This window comes from Arthrobacter sp. V1I7 (assembly GCF_030817015.1).
In the GTDB taxonomy this organism is placed as follows: domain Bacteria; phylum Actinomycetota; class Actinomycetes; order Actinomycetales; family Micrococcaceae; genus Arthrobacter.
Genome location: NZ_JAUSYS010000001.1, coordinates 1,995,610 through 2,010,905 on the forward strand (window position 1 = coordinate 1,995,610; position 15,296 = coordinate 2,010,905).

Annotated in this window: 14 protein-coding genes and 1 pseudogene; 9 read left to right on the forward strand and 6 right to left on the reverse strand. The window is 61.8% G+C overall.

Annotated features, from left to right (window positions below; translation table 11 throughout):
* The first annotated feature begins 6 nt into the window (after positions 1–6).
* The 3 genes and pseudogenes from QFZ69_RS09325 (at position 7) to QFZ69_RS09335 (ending at position 3,908) form a co-directional block, all read left to right on the forward strand.
* Positions 7–1,422, forward strand: a complete 1,416-nt coding sequence (locus QFZ69_RS09325; RefSeq protein WP_306917549.1) for a PLP-dependent aminotransferase family protein — start codon at positions 7–9, stop codon at positions 1,420–1,422.
* A 389-nt stretch (positions 1,423–1,811) separates the two neighbouring features.
* Positions 1,812–1,913 (forward strand): annotated as a pseudogene (locus QFZ69_RS09330) (ribonucleotide-diphosphate reductase subunit beta); the annotation flags it as partial.
* 405 nt (positions 1,914–2,318) lie between these two features.
* A complete protein-coding gene (locus tag QFZ69_RS09335) occupies positions 2,319–3,908 on the forward strand; it encodes an IS1634 family transposase (protein WP_306912764.1) in 1,590 nt (529 codons plus the stop codon).
* 336 nt (positions 3,909–4,244) lie between these two features.
* Here the strand turns inward: QFZ69_RS09335 and QFZ69_RS09340 are convergent, their stop codons facing one another.
* From QFZ69_RS09340 to QFZ69_RS09360, 5 genes are all read right to left on the reverse strand, one after another.
* Positions 4,245–5,492 (reverse strand): AIPR family protein, encoded by a 1,248-nt coding sequence (locus tag QFZ69_RS09340; protein WP_306919648.1) that lies wholly within the window; start codon positions 5,490–5,492, stop codon positions 4,245–4,247.
* 174 nt (positions 5,493–5,666) lie between these two features.
* The gene (locus QFZ69_RS09345) at positions 5,667–7,664 is read right to left on the reverse strand and encodes a S8 family serine peptidase (RefSeq protein ID WP_307000060.1); all 1,998 of its coding nucleotides are present in this window, start codon (positions 7,662–7,664) and stop codon (positions 5,667–5,669) included.
* Positions 7,661–9,409, reverse strand: coding sequence for a hypothetical protein (locus QFZ69_RS09350; RefSeq protein ID WP_306917555.1), 1,749 nt, complete (start codon positions 9,407–9,409; stop codon positions 7,661–7,663). The genes QFZ69_RS09345 and QFZ69_RS09350 overlap by 4 nt, the downstream gene beginning before the upstream one ends.
* Positions 9,410–9,466: 57 nt before the next feature.
* Positions 9,467–9,679 (reverse strand): hypothetical protein, encoded by a 213-nt coding sequence (locus QFZ69_RS09355; protein ID WP_306917556.1) that lies wholly within the window; start codon positions 9,677–9,679, stop codon positions 9,467–9,469.
* 76 nt (positions 9,680–9,755) lie between these two features.
* Positions 9,756–9,950 (reverse strand): hypothetical protein, encoded by a 195-nt coding sequence (locus QFZ69_RS09360; RefSeq protein WP_306917558.1) that lies wholly within the window; start codon positions 9,948–9,950, stop codon positions 9,756–9,758.
* Positions 9,951–10,124: 174 nt separating this feature from the next.
* Here QFZ69_RS09360 and QFZ69_RS09365 point away from each other — a divergent pair, with 174 nt between their 5' ends.
* The 3 genes from QFZ69_RS09365 (at position 10,125) to QFZ69_RS09375 (ending at position 11,572) form a co-directional block, all read left to right on the forward strand.
* Positions 10,125–10,637: a hypothetical protein gene (locus QFZ69_RS09365; RefSeq protein WP_306917561.1), complete on the forward strand. Its 513-nt coding sequence runs from the start codon at positions 10,125–10,127 to the stop codon at positions 10,635–10,637.
* 103 nt (positions 10,638–10,740) lie between these two features.
* Positions 10,741–11,214: a hypothetical protein gene (locus QFZ69_RS09370; protein ID WP_306917563.1), complete on the forward strand. Its 474-nt coding sequence runs from the start codon at positions 10,741–10,743 to the stop codon at positions 11,212–11,214.
* A 97-nt stretch (positions 11,215–11,311) separates the two neighbouring features.
* Positions 11,312–11,572 (forward strand): hypothetical protein, encoded by a 261-nt coding sequence (locus QFZ69_RS09375; protein ID WP_306917564.1) that lies wholly within the window; start codon positions 11,312–11,314, stop codon positions 11,570–11,572.
* Positions 11,573–11,638: 66 nt separating this feature from the next.
* Here the strand turns inward: QFZ69_RS09375 and QFZ69_RS09380 are convergent, their stop codons facing one another.
* Positions 11,639–11,782, reverse strand: a complete 144-nt coding sequence (locus QFZ69_RS09380; protein WP_307000062.1) for a hypothetical protein — start codon at positions 11,780–11,782, stop codon at positions 11,639–11,641.
* A gap of 679 nt (positions 11,783–12,461) precedes the next feature.
* Between QFZ69_RS09380 and QFZ69_RS09385 the strand changes: the two genes are divergently transcribed.
* The 3 genes from QFZ69_RS09385 (at position 12,462) to QFZ69_RS09395 (ending at position 15,274) form a co-directional block, all read left to right on the forward strand.
* Entirely contained in the window at positions 12,462–12,599 is a 138-nt protein-coding gene (locus QFZ69_RS09385; protein ID WP_306917568.1) for a hypothetical protein, read from the forward strand.
* 398 nt (positions 12,600–12,997) lie between these two features.
* A complete protein-coding gene (locus QFZ69_RS09390; RefSeq protein WP_306917570.1) occupies positions 12,998–13,594 on the forward strand; it encodes a hypothetical protein in 597 nt (198 codons plus the stop codon).
* Between the two features lie 483 nt (positions 13,595–14,077).
* On the forward strand, positions 14,078–15,274 hold the full coding sequence (locus QFZ69_RS09395) for a type III polyketide synthase (RefSeq protein WP_306917572.1): 1,197 nt from the start codon (positions 14,078–14,080) through the stop codon (positions 15,272–15,274).
* Positions 15,275–15,296 lie beyond the last annotated feature (22 nt).

The window sequence follows — 15,296 nt, forward strand, 5'->3', positions numbered from 1 at the left end:
GGTCCAATGGGTGAAGCTGAAATACCGATCGTGCTCGACAGGCAGAGCCCCGCCTCCCTGACCGCACAACTGGCCAGCCAGCTGCGCATTGCCATCCTCAACGGACTCCTTCAGCCCGAACACACGCTTCCCGCGACGCGACGGATGGCAACGGAACTAGGCATCTCACGCGGCGTCGTCGTCCGCGCGTTCGAGCAGCTATCCGGCGAAGGGTTCCTTGAAAGCAGCGGAGCAGGCGGAACCAAAGTCGCGGTCCGCCCCGACATCCAAACCCGTCCCCGCAAAAAGACGGAGCACAACAGCAACCGCACCCAAGCTGACTCGATTGACCTGACCCCGGGCAGGCCGTCCGGGACGCCCTTCAAAGACAGGGAATGGCGTAACGCCTGGAAAAAGGCACTATCAGAACAGGGAAACACGCACCTGCCGCCAGCCCTCGGGACCTCCGCGCTGCGCGAAGCAGTCACCCGACATCTTGCAGTGTCCCGAGGGCTCTCCGTCGAACCCGAGGACGTCATCATCACCGGCGGCACCAGCGACGCACTTCAGCTAGTCGTGGCCATGCTCCGCAGCCACGCAGATCACCCCCACATCCTGGTGGAGGACCCCGGCTACCCAACAGCCCGCCGGGTCATGAGCGCCGCCGGTGCCCAGCTTTTGACCGTTCCGGTAGACGAAAACGGTCTCAAAAGTTCCCAACTGGCCGCACTGAGCGACATACCCGACGCGGTACTCATAACGCCCAGCCACCAGTACCCGCTGGGCGGCAGGATGGCCGTCCAGGAACGGCTGGGTCTACTGAAATGGGCTGACCATCATGGTGTGCTCGTCCTGGAAGACGACTACGACAGCGAGTTCCGTCACAGCAGAATGCCCCTTCCTGCCGTCGCCTCGCTGCCCACCAACGCCGAGGTAGTGCTTCTGGGAACCTTCTCGAAAAACCTCAGCCCCTGGCTGCGCTGCGGATACCTGGTGGTTCGGGGCGATGCCGGCCACCGGCTCAAGGCAGTACGTGAAGCCCTGGACACCCCGGTAGCAGGAGTACTCCAGTCGGCCCTGGCCCATTACATCCAGGAAGGCGGGCTCGCCCGCCACGTCACACGCGCCCGGCGGGAGTATTCACACCGCCGCGCCATGCTCATGCAGCGCCTGGGATTCCGCGAGGATCTCGAGCTAACGGCTCTCGACGGGGGATTGCACGCTGTCATCCGCTTCGAACAACCCGACGCCGCGGACTTGGCAGCAAAAGCCCTGCAGCAAGGGGTCCGCGTGACACCACTTGCCGGATACTATGCGGACCGCCAACCCACGAACGGTCTGATCATTGGCTACGGAGCCGTTACAGACCTGCAATTGTCCAGAGCGCTCACCATCATAAGTAGCCTGCTGAATACAACAGCTGAACACAACACCCGCCCCTGAGGACAGCAACTCACGTAGTTGAACGCCATTGAGCGAAATGACGTCCGGGGATAGAAGCCCGTAGGCTGCCAAGCCTTTTGAGATTTTTGCCAACAAAACTAAGACAGGACAGGGGCGGTGTCCGGTCTCACCCATTCTGGCATCCGACCAGGCAACTGACGTGGGCAGATGCGAAGCCCAGTGGGAAGAATTACCTACAAATCGTCGCAATATTGATGAGATTTCCGGTTTAGTTTGCGCGACCGGAGTGGCGGCTCAGACAGCCGGACGGCTCGCCACCCTGCCCTTAGCACGGGAAGCACAATTGGAGACACTTGGGCGATGAACATGGCTGTGAGCGAACATAGCCAACTTCGGACACCGCGTGACCCCGGCATCCGGTCCGCGCCGCGCCGAATGCTGACGAGATCCACGACTTCTACTCCGGGTCGGGTTCGTCGTATGTGATTGGCGAGACTGTTAATACTGACAATGACGACTGGGACTTCTAGGTCGTTGTAGATGGACAACGTATTTGGTCCTTTGGACAACCTAATTGGTCCTGGATGTGAGTGTGAGATTCCGAGCTAGTTGAGATTTGTCGGAACAAGTTGGACCAATTCAGGTCAACTTGACCCTCATCCAGCCTGCTCTGAATCTCACCCTATTGTGAGGTTCCACGGTACTTGGTCATTTCCCAACTTAGATGGCCACGTTTCACAGTAGTTGGCCAGCTGTTTCATACAGTTGAGATTGCTAGAAAACTTGGTTAACTTTGCCATCTCAGTAAACTGTCGGGCTCCTGACTCGTGCCACTAGGACCGCAAATTTGGGGCAATAGGCCCCTGACCTGCTGTTTCTCGCTGCCGGTAGGGCATTTTTGGTTACTAAGAACCTCTGGGAAGTAGCCTCGGAGGATGGTTTCACAGTTCGTGCGCAAGATTAGGACGGCCTCGGGCGCCGTCGCGGTCCAGGTCGTGGCGAAGGATCGTGGCCAGGTCGTTGAGATCGACCATGTGGGCTCGGCCCACACCGACGCCGAGTTGGAACTGCTGCTGGAGTTAGCGCGAGAGAGGCTACATCCTGGCCAGGGGATGTTGGATCTGGGCCCGCTGCCCCGGATCCAGGCCAGTACCGAGGATGTCGCCGACTGGACCACGGCCGGGCCCATGCCGGTCTCCAGCCCTGGTGGCCGCCGACGGCTCGTGGCCGGAGGCGGGCGCGTGGTCGCGACCGCTTCGCTGCTGCTCTGGAACGTCCTGACCGAGGCGTACTCCCGTCTGGGATTCGACACAGTCGGAGACGACGTGTTCAGATCTCTGGTACTCGCCCGGATCGTCGAGCCTACCTCCAAGGCCGATACCATCCGGGTCCTGGAAGAGATCGGCGCGGTTGCCCCCTCCCTGCGTACAGTCTTCCGGTGCCTGCAGCGCTGCAACAAGCAGGACTACCGCGGCACTCTGGCCAAGGCGTGCCTGGCCCACTCGGTCCGAACAACCGGGACCTCGGCCATGGTGCTCTACGACGTCACCACGCTCCACTTCGAGAACGAGGACGAGGACGCTCTGCGCAAGGTCGGGATGAGCAAGGAGCACCGCGTCGACCCGCAGGTCCAGGTCGGGCTTCTCGTGGACCCGGCCGGGTTCCCGCTGGAGATGCACCTGTTCGAGGGCAACAAGGCCGAGACGACCACTCTCGTCCCCGTTCTGGAAGCCTTCCAAGAACGCCACGGCGTGACGGACATGGTCGTGGTGGCCGATGCGGGCATGCTCTCGGCGGGGAACCTGAACGCGCTCGAGGATGCCGGGTTCTCCTTCATCGTCGGCTCCCGCCTGACCAAAGCCCCCTACGACCTCGCCGAGCACTTCGAACGCCGCGGGGACTACTTCGAAAACGGGCAGATCCTCGAATCCAGGCGCGTGATGGGCACCGGCAAGAACGGGCGGGAGCGCCGGATCGTCTACCAGTACTCCTTCAAGCGCGCCAAACGGGACAACCGCAATATCAACCTCATGATCGACAAAGCCGAACGCATCGCCGACGGGAAGGCCCCGCTGAAGAAGGCCAGATTCCTCAAGGTCACCGGCGCCCAGAAGGCTCTCGACCAGCCCACCATCGACCGCGCCCGCCAGCTCGCCGGCCTCAAGGGCTACGTCACCAACCTCCCCGAGACCAAGATGCCCGGCACCGCGGTGATCAGCGCCTACCACGACCTCTGGCAGGTCGAGGCCTCCTTCCGCATGACCAAATCCGACCTACGCGCCCGGCCCGTGTTCCACCGTCAGCGGGAGGCCATCGAAGCCCACCTCACCGTCGTGTTCGCAGCCCTCGCCATCGCACGCCATCTGCAGGAGGCCACCGGGGCATCCATCAAGCGCATCGTCCAGACCCTACGCGCAGTCCGATCAGCGACCATCGAACTCAACGGACAACGCCTGACCCTCGACCCCGACATACCGTTGGAAGCCCAAAACCTCCTCGCAGAACTCGGCCGCGAAGGTCACTAAGCCAGTTGGCACGAGTCAGGTCTCAGTAAACTGTCGGGCTCACCGCCGGGGCTAGGGCGGACGGCTTCGCGATCTCCGAAACGGACCGCACCGCCGTTCTGTCCACTTCCGGCCGGGCTAGAGCTATGGCAGATATGCTGGCGGCGCTCCACCATGCAATTTCGCATCTCTTCATCGTCACGGACTGTAAGGCCCAGGGTGACGAGGCGGTGCTTCGCTGGCGGGATCACAACCGCGACCGCTACCGAAAGGGCATCGCACATGAAAAATGTGTGATGCCCTTTCGTGCGTTCAGAGACTGAGCTGATGCGGCTCATTGCTGGAACTACACCCGGCTTACGATTTCTTCGTCCTCACATTCTTGGCGAAGTCGTCGTAGATGCTTTTATTGCTACTTACTGTGGCTTCCATAAGTGAGGTGAAGAGAGCCAAAACCGCTTTTACGTTAGAGCTGCTCTTCAATCCTTGGTTAGTCGCCGGCTTCAGTTGCTCTGAGAAGGAGAGGGCCGTGCGCACAACTGGAAGCCAAAGCTTGACACCCTGTTCAGGCTTTAGGTTGTTCTTCTTGAACTCGATGTCGACTCGAGAGGTTACAACTTCGGATAGGATCACCTCTACGCATGACGCGATCGCGGCGACAGTCAGTACGAGAGCGCCGCGAGAGCTCAGGAATGCAGCATGAGTCTTCTGTTGTGCCGTTCGATCGTCCTCTGCCAGCGCTGTGATCTCTTGTTTGACTTGTTCTACGGCTTTTAGAAGCGAATGGCAGAACAACACGTGTTTAGCAGAGAGGGACTCATTGAAGAACCGAGCGTATATTGCGTCGTCCTCCCAAATTTGCCGGGTTTCGTTATACCCCAGGTTGGGTTCGCCATGGAAAGCTGCCAGTGATTGGGCAACCGAGCCGTCTGCCAGCAGATTCTTTTCACGACGCATAGCATCAGTGCTGCCCCCTCTACGCCCACCGCGATATTCGGCATCAGGAATAGACTCGAATTGCGACCTAAGACGCTGCTGAACGGCGTCCCCGCTGCGGAAGTCAGTTGCTTGGACTTTATTTTGAGTATTGTTGAATTTAACTACGCTGTTGACAATATTTGGATCTGCGCTTGATATAAATCGAACTTGCACCCAGGCATCATGAAGGTTGACCGCCTCTTCATCAGTTAGCTCGCCTAGGGAGCCGGTTGTCTGTCCACCATTCACGATGCCAATACCGTCAATTTCGATAGACGTCTTATCTTCATCCGCTAAGGCCTGGTATTTGTTCACTAAGGCCGTGATGCCGTTGTTGAAAATAAGGAAATCCTTGGGGTTCCCCTGCGCCGTCAATTTGATGTTGTGATTGATATTCTGCGTAGACTTTCTGGAACCGAGGTATTCGCGTATGTTAGGGGAGAGCAGGGCAGATTTGTGCTCCGTCCAAGTGGTTCTCAGAGCGTCTGCCCGGACTGCCGTGCAGTATGTGTTCCAAGTGGGTCCCGCAACTTCAAAACCGCCCTTCGTCTCGAAGGTGAAAGTGTCAGAGACAAGAATGGGCGCTTTCCCTCTTCGATATATGTCCTCGATACTCTCGATGCCTATTTGTCGCGCAAAGACATCAACATCCGAACTCGGGGCGCCCGATCAACGCGGCGGGCGAGGTGTCGGCGATCGCTGGACCCTGATCGTGCTCCGCGACATCGTCTTCGGAGACAAGCGCTATTTCCGAGAGCTGCACGCCGGCCTCGCCGTGCGCGGTCAAGAGGAAATACTCGTCTAGGGGATAGGGCGGGTCTGCCGGACTTGCTGGTCACTGTTAGCGGACTGCGAATCGGGCGTAATTGCGCCGCTCACCACGAGTGCGAACCCTTGCGTGGGTCCGAAGTTGACTTCAGTTGCGATGACTTCGGCGCTCCACTGACCGGGTTGGGCGTCTACCACGACCATTTCGGTTGGGTTGAGCGTGTCCGGGACGCCGCCGGGCGCTGACTGGCCGGCGATGAAATGGTTACCCAGAAACACGTCGCCGTTCGGTGCGGTCACCCGGAGGTCGAGGTTGTTGATGGCGCTGTTGTCCGAGCCGATCGTGCCCGGCGGTTCCGTCCAGTTGAGTGTGACGGCGAGGGGGGCGGATTGCTCGAGGGAGAATTGAAGCAGACACGTCGCACCGGTTACGAGCCCATCCTTATTCCGCACGTCGAGCAGCAGGCGTGGGGCGTGCTGTCCCAGTGCCGCAACGGGTTTGAGCGCGCCCCAGCCCCGTGTGGGGCTCGGTATCTCGGTATTGTTGCCGGTCGCGACGGTCGAGTTGAGTGCGATCGCCCGGATCAGTGCCGCCGTCGGCGCGAAACCGTCTTCGGGCCGCGGATGTCCGTCACGGTACCGTCCCTCGATGAGTTGTTGGCGGACGAGGGTTAGGACAGCGGCGACCCATGGGGTGGCGTAGCTGCTCGCGCAGGGGACAGCCGCGGCGTTTAGCTCGCATAGTGTGCCGATCCGGGCGGACATGACGCCGCATCCGACACCCGTCAGGTCCGGCTTTCGGCGTCCATCGGCGGTCGGTCCCGCGTTGCCGTCGCCGACGGTGTCTCCGGGTTGGCCTACTGCTGTAGCGCTGACGCAGAGGGCATTCTTCGCTGTGCCAGGGGGGCCCTGCTCTTCGTCGCTGTTGCCGCTCGATCCGACGACGACGTGGTCTTCGTTCGCCGAAACGAAGGCGTCCACGCCTGCCGAGTGCGGGTCGTAGGTGGCCGGGCGGCCGACGCCTTGCGGTTTGGCGTGCCAGCTGTTGCTGTGCACTGTCGCACCGCTCTGGGAGGCGGCGGCCAGTTCGATCATTATGGTGCTTGTGGTCTTGACGTCGCTGACGTTGCCGCATGTCAGGCGGGCGCCGGAGGCGACTCCTCGCTGTGGGTGCGCGCCGAGGCCGCCTGCAGCGTCGCCGGCGGCGATGCCGCAGGTGAAGGTGGCGTGTTTGCCTGTTGGCCTCTGGGCGGAGTTGCGTACCAGCAGGACTTTCCGGTGGTTGGGCCCGGGCTGCGGGTGTTCGGTGTCGGTGAAGAAGCAGTGGTCGAGGTCCGGTGGTCCGTTGTCGATCATTCCGATGACCTGGCCGGCTCCGGTCAGGCCCAGCCTTTCGATCTCGGGTATCCGGCCTGCCGTCGTGAGCACCGGGTTCCCTGCGGTGCCTCCTCGGTCTTCGCTGACCTCGGGCACTTCCTGGACCCAGCGGACACCTTGCATTTCAGCGATCCGTGCCGCAGTGGCGGAGTTGCCGGTGATGCGGATCAGGAACTTGCCTCCCAGTGGCCGTTCGTCGAGGACGGCGATGATCCGCTCCGGTGGGAGAAGTTCCTGTACTTGGGTAAGAACCGACTCTGCCTGCGAATTAAAGGCGATCACGTCGATAGGTGCGGGGGCGGTTGGCTCGTCGACCTGCTCTTCGTTGCGTAACTCGGCCGAAACTTTGAGATCGTTGGTCATCTGCGCGACCGCCCGCACCCGCTCATCGCTTCGCAGTTGTGCCGCCGTGGCCGGGTCGAGCACTTCGATATAGCAGTTGCGGGGCACGTATTCGGTAAGTTTCAGGCCGAATTCGGATCGGAGCTGCTCGGTTGCCTCGGCCTTGAGAGTCTCGAAAAACTGGACGATCCAGGCGGGTTCGCTCGCCATGTCGATCGGCTCGTCAAGGTTCGACTGGAGGTCCTGTTCAACGAGTGGATCGAAAGTGCGTCCGGCCATCGAGATGGCGGTATCCGTGCGAGGCTGGTTCATGGCCTGCTCCTTCCGCTGGGTGGATGCGTGAAGAGGCGAAACGAGGTATTCATCCGGGCAAGCGCCCACCAGACGGCCAGCGAAATCGGGAGCCGTATGTCGATGTCCGGATCCATTTCGCCGGTTTCGGTGGCTGGGGGGATGACGCCGAAGCCGCCATCGGGGCATTGCTGCGCGTGCAGGAACGCGGTCACGGAACGAATCCGCTCGGGAACCAGTGGTCCAAACGCGTGCGCACTCCGCAGCAGTGAGCACCCGGTAACCAGATTTGACCGGCGCAGTGTATCGATCGCAAGTGATTCGAGACGGCGTGCTACCTGGCCGTCCGGCTGCGGCAACGGCGCGTCGCCGTATGCGGCGGCAAGTCGCCGGACGTGGTCGGGATCAACCTGCCGTACGGCCAGCGCTTGCCATAATTGCGCAGGGGCAGGGAGATTCGCCGGTGCCAGCAGTCCGAGTTGGGTAAGTATCGCCCTTTCCTCACACCACCTGGACTGGCTGCCGGATGTTTGGCTGTCCACAATAGATCGGACTCCGTCGACGAAACCGGTCAGGATCGGAACGTCCATCCCGCGGCCGCGTAGAATGCCGAAAACTGCCAAGGTGAGCGTGGCCGGAACGGCCGCGAGTTGAGCGCTTTCCTGCAGACGTGCGGTGAGCTGTTTGGCGGCCCTGTCCGCCAGAGCAGTGGCGCGTTCGTCGATGGCGCTGATCAGGGTCGTGCCGACGAGCGCGCCCATGACTGCGGTCGGGGTCGACTGCGGGGTTTCCATGATGGCGGCGAACCAGGCGGCGCCCTGGCTCGTGGACGACTGGTTCGTGCGCTCTGCTCGGGGCGCGACGCTCCGAACCTCGTGGTCTGGATCGGCTAATGTCTCACGCCCGATCCTGCTCATAGTTGCGAGGACGAGGACCAGGGTGCTGTGGTATCTCTCAGCGAAACGCCGTTCGTCCGGCGGTGCACTACCGGTGCGGGTTGCGTAGGCGCCGGGGTCCGTTTGTTCGATCGCCACGATCGAGCCGTCGAGGTCCTGGGCAGCGGTGAGCTCGGACCATGCGTTCTCGTAGCTGGTGTCGTGGTTGAAACGCAAGCAGTCCCAGGACAACAGCAGCTCACCCACCAGGTCCCAGTGCCCCTGGCGTCCAAAGCGCACCAGGGCGTCGGACACGACTCGGTGCAGTTGGTCGAGTTGCTGCGGGGTCAGTTCGCTCGGCGGGCGGTCACCGAATGCGCAGCCGAACATCACGTCGTGGGTTAGCTCGTAGATCGATCGCTCGGTTTGGTAGAGCGCGTCGGGGTTCCGGACTAGGAGTGATGATGCCGTGAGCTCGGCGAGCGGAGGCAGGTGGTGGCTGAACCCGCCCCAGTCGAGGATTGTCCGCTCGATCATCACATGGTGCGGGAGGCGCCCGGTCTGATCGAGCAGGCCTGTGTCGATAGCCCGTTGGATCGCTGCCTCATGCGCCGGGTCCGGGTTGCTGGTGATCCTGAGAAATGCGCACAGGCCGGCCCGCAGGATCAAATGATTGCTGTTGCGGACAGGTCGGTTGCGAAGCTCGGGTACTTGTGCGGCCGTGGTGAGCCGGTCGATGATCTGGGTGGCGCTCGGCTGCTCGTCGATCAGTCCATGCCGGATGCCGTGCACCATGAGGACGATCAGCTCAAGCAGAGGCTTGTTCTGCGATTCGTTCTTACTATCCTGTCGCGGCACGAATTGATTCAGCTGTAGTGCGAGCCAGTCCATAGCTGCCGCCGCCGCGGAACGCCGGAACACCTGCAATCCGATCCTGCCCGTGGCGCCCTACTGGTCCTTGCTGTGGTAGAGCACGTAGGTTTCGTGGACGAAGAGGTCCGTCACGCTCTGCTCGTCTTCGTCCTCGGCGTGTTCCTGAGACGTCTCGACGATTTTACGAGCCAGTGTGGGGAGATCGAAGATGCTCTGCTTGGCCAGGGCGGCCATCACATCCTCGAGCGCGGGGACTCCTTGAATCGGTGTAGAGGTTGAATCGGCCATGCCAGCTCCCAGTGGATTGTTCGGTGAGTGGATGTGAAGGTTGTTGTTCCCCGTCGGCTGCGCGAGTGCCGGCACATCATTCCTCTTTGTGCACGTATACGTAACTGGAGTGGACAAACATCTCGCCGACGTACGATGAGTCCTCGTTCTCAGTGCGTTCTTCGGCGTCTTGGATGAGTCGGCGGGCTAGTGTCGGCAGATCAAAAACGCTCTGCTTGGCAAGTGACGCCATGACGTCTTCAACGTTCGGTGTCCCGATGAATTCGGCCATTTCAGCTCCCTGCTCGTTCCGGATTGACTACAGGGTAGGCGCTGTCATTACCGGTGGCAATAGTCCGCGTTGACTCATAGGAAATGCGCGCGAAGCAGGTATCGAAGAATCATCTGAGAATGCGCGCTAGGCGGGGTGTCCGCCGGCCCGGCACGCTGGGCCACGGGGCTGTCAATGAACGAACGCAAGGCTGTGACGAAGGCGATCGCGACCCGGTATGCGCGGTCGGACCGGTCGGCCAAGAGGATCATCCTGGACGAGCTATGCGCGACGGCCGGGTGGCACCGCGACCACGCGCGCAAGGCGCTGCGCCAGTCGCTGGTGCTGCGGAAGGTCAGGCCCAGGTCGCCGAGGCCGCCGATCTACGGGGAGCCGGTGATTACGGCGCTGCGGCCGTGCTGGGCCGTTCAGGGCAACCCATGCGGGCGGCTGCTGGCCGCGGCGCTGCCGGACCTGGTGCCGAGGCTGCGCCGCCACGGCGAGCTGGTCATCGATGACGGACGCCGCGGCGCTGCTGGTGCGGATCTCCCCGGCCACCATCGACCGGCGGCTCGCGGCCGACCGGGCAAAACTCGGGGCCCGGGGCCGCTCACACACGAAGCCCGGGTCGCTGTTGAAGGACGCCATCCCGATGCGGACGTGGGCCGAATGGAACGATGCGAAGCTCCGCGGTACTGCAGGCTGTAGGCGAATTCGAGGCTCATCGGATCGATCATGGACGTGGGTGCCTTTCACCGGATGAAGGTCGCTGTGCGCTGGATTCAGCATAAGACCGACCCGCGACCCCGTCATGGCTTTGTGGGAAGATGCTCGAAACACCGATCAGAGGGGCGACATCGAATTCGACGAGAAGCTTCGCAGATGGGCTAAGGGGTCCTACACACTCGAGGCAGGCACGGAGCTGCTGATTCGCGCGTTCGGCGGCCGGTTCGCCTCCACCGGGGAGCCGTGGATCCATGTCGAGGACGGACAGCCATGGATCGACTTCGAAGCCATTCCCGACAATGTAGGCGTCCTCTCCGGAGGGGAGCGCCGGATGCTGCTCATCATCGCGTCCATAGGCGGCGGCGCTCCGGTCGACCTGTCGGACGTCTTGCCCGCACTCGACCGGGCCAACCTGAGCATGGTCCTGGCAGCCGTGTCGCACGCCGGCGGCTCCCATGAACATTCGATGATGGACCTGAACAAGGACGGAACCCACTCGATCAGCCGGCAGACGTCGCTGTATCCGTGGCCGGAGCCCGGCGTTCTGTATTCCCTGTAGCGCCGGAAAGTGACACCCCTCGGTCCCACATGTACTGGGCGATGTCTGCCAATGATGAAGTGAGCCCGGAAACGCCGGGCCACGAAAGGAAAACATCATGTCTCGCACGCACTTCGAGCTCTACATCGGATCCTCCACGGACGGATGCTCCATCCACCCGCACTACGAGGAAGGCACGCACCTCTCCCTGGAAGACGCCAAGGCGCATGCCGCTTCGGTGACCGGCCGGCGGCTGTCATGGGAGTGGGTGGCAGAGCGGAAGCGATGGCGGGCGGAGGCCGGCTGGGGCAAGGCCGCCGAGATCGAGGAATTGTCGAACGGTCCCGTCCGGATCAGCGTAGCTGTCACGCCGATGTAGCCCCGTGCCAGCTTCGCGGTGGTGCGGCACCGCGAAGCGGGCACAATTAGCCGTCAGGCCCGGTGCCTATTTGAAGAAGTCCACCATGCCCTGCTGAAGCCGGATGTGGATTGCCCCGCGCCCTTCTCTCACGCCTGGGATGTAGTAGACCTCGTCCGTGAGCAGTGGCGGCTGCCCTTCCCACGTCGAGGTGACGTGTGAGCGGGGCATGGACGAGTACCAAATTTTTCTCTTGGGCTCTTCCTCTTTCCACAGCACCATGTAGGCCATCCTCCGAAAGGAAGTAGCTGCTGTTCGGGTCGACTTCAGGTGCGAGATTCCAGCAACGGATGACAGTACGGTCCAGCACCTTCTTTCCGACCGTGTAGGTCCTGTAGCTGGGGCGGCTGCTCAAAGCACGCTCGTCTTGGTGCACCTTCCTCAGCCGTATGGCCGTGGTTAGCTCGTGCTCTGGCTGTATGCCCAGCCTGAGAGCGCGTTCGATGAATTCAGCGACCAGCGGCGCCGCCTCTTGCTCTGCCCGGCGCGGGGCCGCAGCGGCAGCTTCCACGTCCCTTGATGCTTGGGCCCTTTGGGCCTCAGCCTGGCGTTTGCTTGTCTCGATTGCATCTTCAAGTTGGCCCATGCGAGCACTCTAGGGTCAGACAGAGACTTGGCGCTATGGCCCAGCCGCAGATGAAGCAGTCGCTCTGGCGAGGCGGGGAGAGGCATTCGAAGGCCCGCACACCTGAGGTTTAGCAAGGGGCAACAGCCCGACCTAACTACGGGCTTGTTGGGGGAGTGGCTTACCGTCACTGAAAGCCTCTGAGGATCTCCAAGGCGGCTTGCTGCTCACGGGACCCTGGGCGTTCAGCCAGATTGCAGGATCCACATAGGGAACTCGTAGCAGTTGAGCATCTTCTGTCATGTCCTCAAGCTGGTCAGCGGTTCCGGCCACGTAATTGCAAAGTCCGAGGATCTGAGCGCCCTGGCTGCGTTCCGCGTCCTTGCCGTCCTCAAGGAATGCCTGTTCCCCGAGTGGCGGTAAGTCGGGCAACGGTCGATACTCAACTGCCATTTCCGTCATTTCAGCCCCCAGGGTCCGGATTTGGACTTACTGTACGCCGACCGACCTTCCCGAACTCGATCCGTGTTGGGCGCGGATCAGTGGGTTCTGGTGTTGGCGCGCCAAAGCACTCCAGCAGCGATGGCGCCATGGCGTACCTGTCCCTGGTCAACGGTCCTATCTGGCTGAGATTCAGGCCGTCCCGGACTTGACCGGTTTACGGGGGCTAACGGCCGTGATGAGATTAGCCAGACATTGAACACTGGGGGACATCTTGAACGCGCTTTCCTTTGACCGCGCAGCACGTTTTCGCGCCCTCGTGGCCCGGCTTGACGGCAGCAACAGCACCAAGGAACGGACGCAGCTGCTACCCGCCCTGATTGACCTGGCGGAGGACCTGGCAGCTAGCCCTCCTGGCCGCCGGAAGCGCTTCACCCGCGCTGAAGGCCGAGATCATCGCCTTGGTCATCCGGTTCCGGGTCGAGAAGCAGCGCTCCGAGGTCATCCGTCCGCAGGCAGTTACCCGAACATTCGACTACGACACAACGGACCCCCGGTCGCGGAATCCGTATTATGCGGACAAGAATCACCGCCAGGCTCGCAAAAACCGAGCCCGCCGGGTCAACTTCGGCTCCACCCCCAGCGCTCTGCAGTTCGGAAAGGACATGGCCGCGCTGCGCGAGGATGTCGACTTCGCTCTGGCCGATGCCGACAAGGACCCAAGCTTCCTGCTGGATCGGATCGTGAAGCTCTATCGAGCCCGGAAGAGGGCCCTAAACTCCAACTACGAGCACGAGGTCGGAGATGAGCTGGACGGGATGGCCATCAGTGTTGCCGGTACGACGGCACGGGAAGCTACGGCCCATGCGCGGCCGGCTGTCCGATTTTACAAACCTGTCCCGGATGAGGTCTCGCCAATCTTCAGTAAGCAGGTCGTTTCCGGTGGCCTGCCTACACTGGGTCGTGGTCGGCGTTAGCCGCGAGGGAGGATAGCCCACACACACCTTTGCGCCCATTCCGTAGCAGCGGCAAACCTATGTACCGGTGCGATCAGCTCGTCATACATCCCCGTCGTCCGCTGGGGTACCGTGGGATGGCGATTCTGTTGGCGCTACCGCTACCGCTAATGCTGCCGCCCTCCGACATTTAAGTCGACAATCGAATCAGTGGATCAAGCCGCAGACCTTGCAAACTTTCTCAAGGACAATGACGGTAAACAGGTTCAGTTAGATGTGACGTGCAAATCGTCCAGCACCGCATGTTACCCCGGACAGGCGAATTGATTCATCTGATGAGATACGCAGAGTACTACTTGACATAATGTGGATTATCGGCGTTTGGGGTGAGGGGTGGAAGGGGCCGGAAACACGTGGAATATGCCGATGGTCGCACCCGGACCGGCCCGGCCTTTCCTCCGGCGAATCCATTGTCTTAAGCGTCGGCCTCGCTGAGAATGAACCATGACGGTCTACCTGAGGTCCCTGGAAACTGCTGTTCCACCAACTGTCCTGGTCCAAACCGAAGCGCGTGACGTCTTTGCGGCCCAGCCCGGACTGACGAGGCTCGGTACGCGGCTCGTCAGCACCTGCTTTGACTCGGCAGCCATCGACACCCGCTACACGGCCGTCGAGGAACTCACCCTGGACCGCCGGGCCGAGAATCCCCGGTTCTTCGATTCCGCCACCGGCCTTCTGCTCAGTCCCAGCACCAAGGCCCGGAACGACATCTTTGCCACCGAGGCCACCAAACTCTTTATCGAGTCCGCCCAAAAAGCCCTGGACGCCTGCCCGGGAATTGATCCACTTGACATAACTCACCTGGTGACGGTCTCCTGCACCGGTTTTTTCAACCCGGGCCCGGACTATAAGATCGTGCGCGCCTTGGGCCTGAACCCGGCCGTTCAGCGGTACCACCTCGGCTTCATGGGCTGCTACGCCGCCTTTCCCGCGCTGCGGGCCGCGAAGTCCTTCTGCGAGGCCGATCCGGAGGCCGTGGTGCTGGTGGTCTGCGCCGAACTCTGCTCCCTGCACGTCCGGACCTCGAATGATCCGGACACCATCATGGGCTCGGCCCTGTTCGCCGACGGTGCGGCTGCGGCCATCATCAGCGCGCGGGACATCCCCGGTGAACCGGCGCTCCTGCAGTTGGACCACTTCGAAACGGTTCTGACGCCCGTCGGCGAGGAATCCATGGCATGGAACATCGGCGACCAAGGCTTCGAGATGGTGCTCGGCAACTACGTTCCGCACATCATCGACGACCACATCATCGGCGCACTGGAACCGCTGCTGTCCCGGGAGGTTTCCCTGCTCGGACTCCCCTACCGCGACATCCGGCACTGGGCCATCCATCCCGGCGGCCGCAGCATCCTGGACAAGGTGCAGTCCCGGCTGGGGCTCAGCGACGAGCAGCTGGTACCGGCCCGGGAAACGCTCCGGAACTTCGGCAACATGAGCAGTGCGACGGTGCTGTTCGTGCTCAGGCACATCCTGGACCTTCCGGGCGAAGACGGCAACGAACGGATCTGTTCGATGGCGTTCGGGCCCGGGCTGACAGTCGAAACGGCACTCTTCACCAAGCTCCGCGACACCGCGACGGCGGCTTCCGCGCGGACGGAGCGAAGCGCCGCCGCCCTGCCGGAATCCGCGCTGGCCTGAGGCGCAACGTGGAGCTTCTGCG